Origin of the sequence: Methylobacterium sp. E-066, assembly GCF_022829635.1 — a bacterium.
Taxonomy (GTDB): domain Bacteria; phylum Pseudomonadota; class Alphaproteobacteria; order Rhizobiales; family Beijerinckiaceae; genus Methylobacterium.
The window spans coordinates 1-7,470 of sequence record NZ_JAKSYO010000019.1 but is presented as its reverse complement, the minus strand read 5'-3'; the positions used below and the strand labels follow the sequence as shown (position 1 = coordinate 7,470).

The window sequence follows — 7,470 nt, the reverse complement described above, 5'->3', positions numbered from 1 at the left end:
CGCTAGCATGTCGGCTGTGACCATACGGACGAGCTCGTCGGCCTCCGCGATGAGGACGGCTAAAGGCCTGCTGTCAAACACAGACGTGCTCCGCGCGATCAGGGCGGGAGCGCTCGCGGCTCTCAGGCACTGGCGGCCGGGACCGAAGCCAGTGATGGTCCCTTATGCGCCACTCGGTACTCGGACGCGATAACCCTGGTTTGCGGCAGCTCGCTGACCTGACCAGCTAGCTTTGGACCGGGCTGATTGAGAGGATCAGCCAGCAGTGAACGCCACCGCAGGCCCGGCGCTCACACCCTCCAAATTCAAGCGCCAGAAGGCGTCTGCGATCCGATCGGGGGCGAACGGCGTGTCCTCCTGGATCCTGCCGGCGACTGTCACGATCGCCAAGGCAATGCCATCAGCCTTGAACGCCTCCGACATCGAGTACGCGAGGTTAAGCAGGGCGGCTTTCCCAGCAGAGAGGGAGAACGCGCTGAGCCAAGTACGTGGATCGAGGGCGAGACCGCCGCCGGTCAGGATGATGCTGCCACGGCCGCGGGGCGCCATCAGGCCGTGCGCCGTACGAGCTGCCGTATAGGCTCCGATCACGTTCACTTGCAGGTCGGCGGCGAGATCATCCGGCGTGGGAGTGCCAGGCGATCCGATGCTGACCCTGTAGGCGTTGTAGATCAGGATCGCGATCGGTCCGTGAGTACGCCTTCGGTGACGACCGCGGCCGTCACCGAAGGCGTACGAAGTAATTAGTCTCGACAGTCCTTCAAAGCAGACATTCGGAAATTACCGGCTTGAGCTGGCTGGATGACCTGCCTTGCCCCGGGGCTCGCGCCTGAGATGAAGGTCGAGCTACTCGCCTATGATGCGCTTGCGCCGCTGCCAGCTTGCGACCTTGCGGAGCAGGCGCGAAAGCTGTTCGACCGAATACGGTTTGTGCAGCAACTCGAACCCGTAGGTGCCGTTCTGCGCCAGAACGTGGCTGTAGCCAGAGGCCAGCAGCACCGGTAGGTCGTGGTGATCCTGCCGGATCCGGTGAGCAAGGTCGATCCCGTTCATGCCGGGCATCACGACGTCCGTGAACACCACGTCGAAGCGTTCAGCGTCCTTGGCCAGCTCAACGAGTGCTGCCTCGGCGTCGGTTGCCCATACGGTGACGTAGCCGAGTTCGGCCAAGGTTTGGGTCGCGAACGTTCCGACATCCGCATTGTCCTCGACCACCAGGACGCACATGCCGTCTCCGTCGATGAGCGGCGGCTCGGGCTCCGCCTCTGGCAAGGGGGCAACAACCTTCACCCTGGGCAGGTACAGCACGAACATCGTACCTTGGCCGACCGTGCTCTGGACCCGGACCTCACCCCCAGATTGCTTAGCAAATCCGAAGACCTGGCTCAGTCCAAGACCCGTTCCCTGACCTACGCCCTTGGTCGTAAAGAACGGTTCGAAGATGTGTTCGATCTGGTTGGGGGCGATGCCGGAACCCGTGTCCTCGATACACACCGCGACGAAATCACCTGACACGGCAGGATGGGTGCGGATCGGCGGAATGGTCGAGACGGGGTGCACCGTGATGGTGAGGGTGCCCTCGCCATCCATGGCATCTCGGGCGTTGACCGCCATATTCACCAGGGCCGTATCGAACTGGCTCGGGTCGGCGTGGATAAAGCAGGGCTCGTCCGGGATGTCTGTGACGATCTTGACGCGCGAGCCGCTCAGCGTGCCGACCATGTCGCTGATGGAGGCGACGCTCCGGCCGGCATCAATCACCTCCGGCTTCAAGGCTTGCCGGCGCGCGAAAGCGAGCAGTTGGCCCGTCAGCTTGGCGGCGCGAGCGACGGTGTCCGAGATCGCATCGACGTACCGGGTCCGACGCTCTTCGGGGAGGTTCTGACGCTTGAGCAGGTCGGTGGACGACTTGATCACGGTGAGCAGGTTGTTGAAGTCATGAGCCACGCCTCCGGTAAGCTGGCCGACCGCCTCCATCTTCTGCGCTTGGCGCAAAGCCTCCTGAGCAGAGGCAAGCTCGGCCTCGCGCGTCTTGGCGATAGTCAGATCACGACCTACGGCAATGAAGTTGGTGCCGTCGGCTTCAGGTGCGACCGTCCACTCGATGGGTTTCCACCCCCCGTCCTTGGCGGCGATGCGGTTCTCGAAGCGTGTTGGCTGTGTCGTCTCCCCCATCTCGACGAGCGCGGCAAGCGTCGGCCCCACGTCGTCGGGATGCATGAACGTCCCGTACGGTCTTGATAGGAGTTCGCCCTCGGACCAACCTAGGACACGGGTCCAAGAAGGACTGACTGCCGACATCATCCCTTCGTAATTGGCGCGTGCCAACATGTCCTCGGACAGCGTCCAGAGCTGGTCACGTTCGGCCGTGCGCTCGTGCACCTGCTGCTCGAGGGTTGCATTCAGAACCTGAAGCGCTTCTTCCATACGCTTCCGCTCGGAGATGTCGCTGAAGAGCACGGCCACCCGTCGAGCGGCCGGGTCGCCGACCCGCAGCGCACGCACGTCGAACCAGCGTCCGAACACGTCGGCCTTATTCTCGAAATGAGCCGGCTCGCCCGTGAGTGCGACGCGCCCATACGTGTCGAACCAGTGTCGTTCGAGGTTGGGCGCGAAGTCGCTGACCCATCGGCCGACCACGTCGGCGCCGGTTTGACGTTCGAAGGCAGGGTTGGCTTCGAGGATCCGATAATCGATCGCGCGTTCGGCATCGTCGAACGTCACTTCGATAATGCAGAACCCGACATCGATGCTCTCGAAGAGGGTGCGATAGCGGCTTTCACTTTCAGCTAAAGCCGCCTGCGAGCGGATTTGGTCTGAGACTTCGTAGCCACCAGCAAAGATGCCGGTGACAGCGCCTGACGGATTGCGAATAGGCTGGTAGATGAAATCGAGGTACCGATCGCTGTCCTCTCCGACGAACCGGATTGCAAGGGCGCGGGCCACGAACGGTTCGCCTGTCGAATAGACACGATCGAGAAGTTCGTAAAAACCTTGGCCCACCAACTCCGGAAACACCTCACGGACGTTGCGCCCAATGTAGTCACGTTGGCCGGCCACTGTGGTGTAGGCGTCGTTGACGTACTCAAAGATGTGGCTCGGTTCGCGCAGCACGGCAACGAACCCGGGCATCTGCTGGAGCAGCGCTTGTTGCCGCTGGCGTTCGGAAGCAGCTTGGCGCTCGGCGAGCACTTGCCGGGTCGTCTCGGTGCAGGCGCAGAACAGGCCGACGATCGCGCCGTCATCTCCGGGCACAGGAGTGTAGGAGAAGGCGAAGTGAGTCTCTTCCGGGTAGCCGCTGCGGTGAAGGGTAAGTTGCAGGTCGTCCATGTGCACGGACTCGCCCGCGAACACGCGATCCATCAGAGCCCCCACCTCGTCTCGGACCTCGGGCCAAATCTCGAAGAACGGGCGGCCGAGGGCTCGCGGGTGCCGTTCGCCGAGCATGGGCGCGTAGGTGTCGTTGTAGACCAGGGTTCGGTCCGCGCCCCACGTGACGAACATCGGTTGGCGTGAGTTGAGCATGACCCGCACGAGGGTCAGGAGTGACTGGGGCCAATGCTCTTGAGAACCAAGAGATGTGGTGGACCAATCATAGGCACGCATGTGCATGCCCATGACGCCGCCGCCAGCGAGAGCCGACGTCTCCAAAGCCATCGGCTCAGGCCTGTCCGTGGCTGCGCGGCGGCAACATGGAGGAGGCAGTTGCGTTAGTGGGTATGCCCTCATCCCTCGATCGCAACAACCGAATGACCGTTCCAATGAGGTCGCTGGTCGAGGTGTATTCTCCCTTGGCTACCCGGCTGTCGATCCAGTCAGAAAGCGTTGCCGTGAGGGCGATGTGGCGGGAGTGTTTGGCGGGCATGCCCGCTTCCTAGCACATCCAACCCTCAGGGTGTTTCCTTTCGGGCCACCGAAGGGCAAACACATACCCGAAGCGCTCGAAGCGAAGCGAACGCTGGCGCCTTGTATGCTCGGTTCTGCGCCATCAAGCCGCGCCGAAACGAGATCGCCCATATCGTGTTCGGGCTGCCGCCGGCCGATCGACGATGGCTGCTACGGTCGCATTCAGCCCGAAAAGGAGCCGGTCGCAAATCCATCCAATCTGGTAATTCGGCTTACGACCCAACCCTCTGCCTGGTTCGCCATGGGCGCTTGCCATAAGCGGACAGTCGTCGGGCTGACCTGACCGGTATTGTGGACCGAGCCAAATGAGAGGCTACTGCATGGTGGCGGCCATGGGTAGCCGGAAGGCCAGATCCGAACAGCTGACAGGCGCGGGCGGCCGGTAGCCCAGCGACGAATGCGGCCGGACGCGGTTGTAGGTGATTTGCCAAAGACCGATCACGATCTGCGCTTCCTTCAGCGATTAGAAGATCTCCTGTCTCAGGCACCCGTCCTGAAGCTTGCCATTGAAGCTCACGCAGCAACCGTTCTCCCACGGCGATCCCGGAGCGATGTACTGGATCTACGAGCCGGCTTTGGCGACCCATTTGCGCTACGTTTTCGAGATCATCTCCGGGCCATTGTCGCAGCGGATGTTCTCCGGGATGCCATGCAAGCACATTGCCTCCGCCAGTGCCTCGATTACGCCAACGCTGTTGATGCGCCGCGCCACCTCCAGAGCCCGGCTATCCCTTCGACAAGCTCAGGGTGAGGTCGTCGATCAGCGTCAGGACCCGGAGCAAGCGTCCGTCGTAGGTCCGGGCCTGGACAAAGTCGAAGCTCCAGACGTGGCTGCGATGGAGCGGTCGCAGTCGCAGGCACGAGCCGTCGTTCAGCCAGAGGCGGCTGCGTGGCCGGTGATTCTGCGGGACCTTAAGCCCCTCACGACGCCAGATGCGCTGAATACAGTCCTTGCCCACCTGCCAGCCGTCTGCCTGCAGCAGCGCGGTGACACGGCGATAGCCATAGCGTCCGTGCTCGGACGCTATGGCTATGATGGCACGGGTCAGCGCATCCTTGTCCGCCGGCAGGGTGGGCACGTGGCGCTGCGTACCCCGGTGCTGGCCAACGATCCGGCAGGCGTGACATTCCGAGAGACTGTACTTCTCCCGGATGCCGTCCACCGCCTGCCTGCGTCGGTCGGGGCTACAAGTTTCCCGAGGCGACGTCCGCCAGTACCTGCTTTTCCAAAGACAGATCCACTACCAGGCGGCGAAACCGAGCGTTCTCGCGCTCCAGATCCTTCATCTTCCTAGCCTGATCGATCTTCAGGCCACCGTACTCTTTGCGCCAGCGGTAATAGCTCAGCTCAGAGACATCTACCTCCTTACAGGCGACGGCGATGCTCTTGACTTGCGCCGTCTATACCTCGATCTGGCGCAACATCAGCACGACCTGTTCCGCGCTCGGCATCTGTCCTCGCTTCATTCCCAACTCCTCCGGTCCAAGCTAATCCTCTCAATCAGTCCGATCCAAAACCAGCCGGTTAGGTCACACAGCGGACCCCGCTGATGAGCATCAGGGTCTCGCTGTCCGCTGGCGGAATCGTGCTACCGCCAGCGGACACCTGAAGGTGATTTCACGCCAAACTCACGGTGATTCTTTAGTTGGGACGCGCAAGCAACCCTGATGCTATCCCAGCAAGTTATGCCTTTGGGCGACCACTAACCTAGAAGCAAATCCGACCATCTTTTGCCTCACGGCACACAAACTGTAGCGTAAGGCATAAAATGGATTCTCCGCAGTTCACAAGTCATTGAATATACGTGGATTTTTTAAACAGCGATCGCGAAAAATAACGAAAGATGGGTGATTCCTCCAAGATAAGATTCTGAGACGGGGCGACCTCCATGCGACGTGTGGCATCGAGCGCCGAAGCGAAGGCATGAAAAAGCCCTCGCGGCTTTTTCCGCGAGGGCTCGAACGACTTGCTGCCGAGGGGTGTCAGAGACGCTGAAGATCCGATCTTCGGTAGAACGCCGCGCCCACGTCCTCGCGTCTGATCCCCGGTTCGACACCGATCGCAGTCAGCCGCTTCTGGATCTTGCGGAAATGGATTCCCGTCGTCTCCATTGCCTCGAACAAGGTTGCGTACTCCCGCCGGAATTCGTCGAACGCGGTTTGCCTGACCACTTGGACGGGGCAACGATTCAGCGGGCTGATGATATCCTCGGTCCTGAGGTATCCGCGGTCGATGAGGCTCCGTACGACCTTCGAGCTGGTGCGCATCGTCGTCTCGATGGTCGCGGCGGTCAGCCAGCCATCCATAGACCCGCGCACGATCGACCGGATCTCGGACACGCGCACGAGAAGCGCGGCGAACCCATGTACGCCTGTGTGTCGACCGACCCACGAGAGCTTCCGGTCGAGCACGAGGCGGACGATCTCGATCGTGCCGCAGCAGACCCGCTTCACCGCCTTATGGACGTCGGCCATATCCTCGTCAGGTTCTTCGACCGGAACGGCGTCAACGAATATGCGGTCGAGAAAAAGGTCGAGATCACGCCGTCTGAATAGGTGGTCGAGATCTGGCCGCTTCGGAAACATGGGCTCGACGATGCCGGAATCGACCAGAAGCTTCGTCTGCGTGCGTCCGGCGCCGAGGTAAGGCTCAATTTCGGTCATGAAGAGGCCGTCGATGGCGTCCGTCAGGGTCTGGGCCGCAGTCGCAGCGTCGAACGTCGCGTTGCCGTACGGCATTTCCATCTGCTCCGTCGATAGGACGCCAGCGGCATGCAAGACCTTGCGCAGACGCACGGGATGGACGCCCATCTCCTGGGAAGCCGAACGGACCGAATGCAGGACGCGCCGCTCGATCGGCTTTCCGAATATGAAATCGCCGGGGCCAAAGGGCATGTGCTCGATCATGAAACTCGAGACGAGATTGCGGACGACGTCGAAGTCCGGATGCGGCGCGCTGAAAGCCAAGAACTTGAAAAATCTACCGAGCACGGCTTGCGGACCTTCGGTCGCGCTGCGCGAGTACGGATAGGTCCGGAGGAGTTCCTCTATGAACTCCCTGATCCCGGCCTCGCCGCGGCTCGCAATGCGGAAACCGCTGTCTCCGGCCTCCACCCACTCGCTTTCCGAGAGCTTTTTCGCATGCGCCTCTCGTCCGAAGCAGTCGACCATTCCGATCGTTTCACAGATCGCCGTGCCGACATGGAGCGGCAGCCCATCGAGCCATGGTGCGTTGCCAACCGTCCCCGCGAGCCGGGCCAAAGCGTAGAGCTCGAGGCCGGAGGCAGATCGACGCGTAGCGCCGTCCGCCATCGCGCCGAGATCCGGCAGCAGCGGCTTGATGAGTTGTGCGAAATCGTGGGTCTTCGACGGCTGTACGGTCGGGCCGGCATCGACGATCTCCATGCAGTGGACGGGGCAGGTTGTCAAACAGCGTTGAACATTGACCCTGGATCGGCGTCGAACTTTGACCCCCCGGATGGGGCTGACGGGACGTCCCTAGTCAGTCCGGCGAAGCGGGTCGGGGTGGCGCAGCCGGGCTGATCAGGGGTCCAGCAGGCGCGA

4 protein-coding genes and 1 pseudogene are annotated in these 7,470 nt (G+C 61.9%); all 5 read right to left on the bottom strand.

What is annotated here, in order from left to right; all coding sequences use genetic code 11:
* Nucleotides 1–255: 255 nt before the first annotated feature.
* Nucleotides 256–744 (bottom strand): SDR family NAD(P)-dependent oxidoreductase, encoded by a 489-nt coding sequence (locus MKL20_RS01005; protein WP_313902697.1) that lies wholly within the window; start codon nt 742–744, stop codon nt 256–258.
* A gap of 102 nt (nt 745–846) precedes the next feature.
* The gene (locus MKL20_RS01000) at nt 847–3,657 is read right to left on the bottom strand and encodes a PAS domain-containing protein (RefSeq protein ID WP_244035102.1); all 2,811 of its coding nucleotides are present in this window, start codon (nt 3,655–3,657) and stop codon (nt 847–849) included.
* A 4-nt stretch (nt 3,658–3,661) separates the two neighbouring features.
* A complete protein-coding gene (locus MKL20_RS00995) occupies nt 3,662–3,865 on the bottom strand; it encodes a type II toxin-antitoxin system ParD family antitoxin (RefSeq protein WP_244035101.1) in 204 nt (67 codons plus the stop codon).
* Between the two features lie 354 nt (nt 3,866–4,219).
* A pseudogene (locus MKL20_RS00990) lies at nt 4,220–5,373 on the bottom strand (IS3 family transposase).
* Nucleotides 5,374–5,889: 516 nt separating this feature from the next.
* Nucleotides 5,890–7,311, bottom strand: a complete 1,422-nt coding sequence (locus tag MKL20_RS00985) for a hypothetical protein (protein WP_244035100.1) — start codon at nt 7,309–7,311, stop codon at nt 5,890–5,892.
* Between the last annotated feature and the right edge of the window lie 159 nt (nt 7,312–7,470).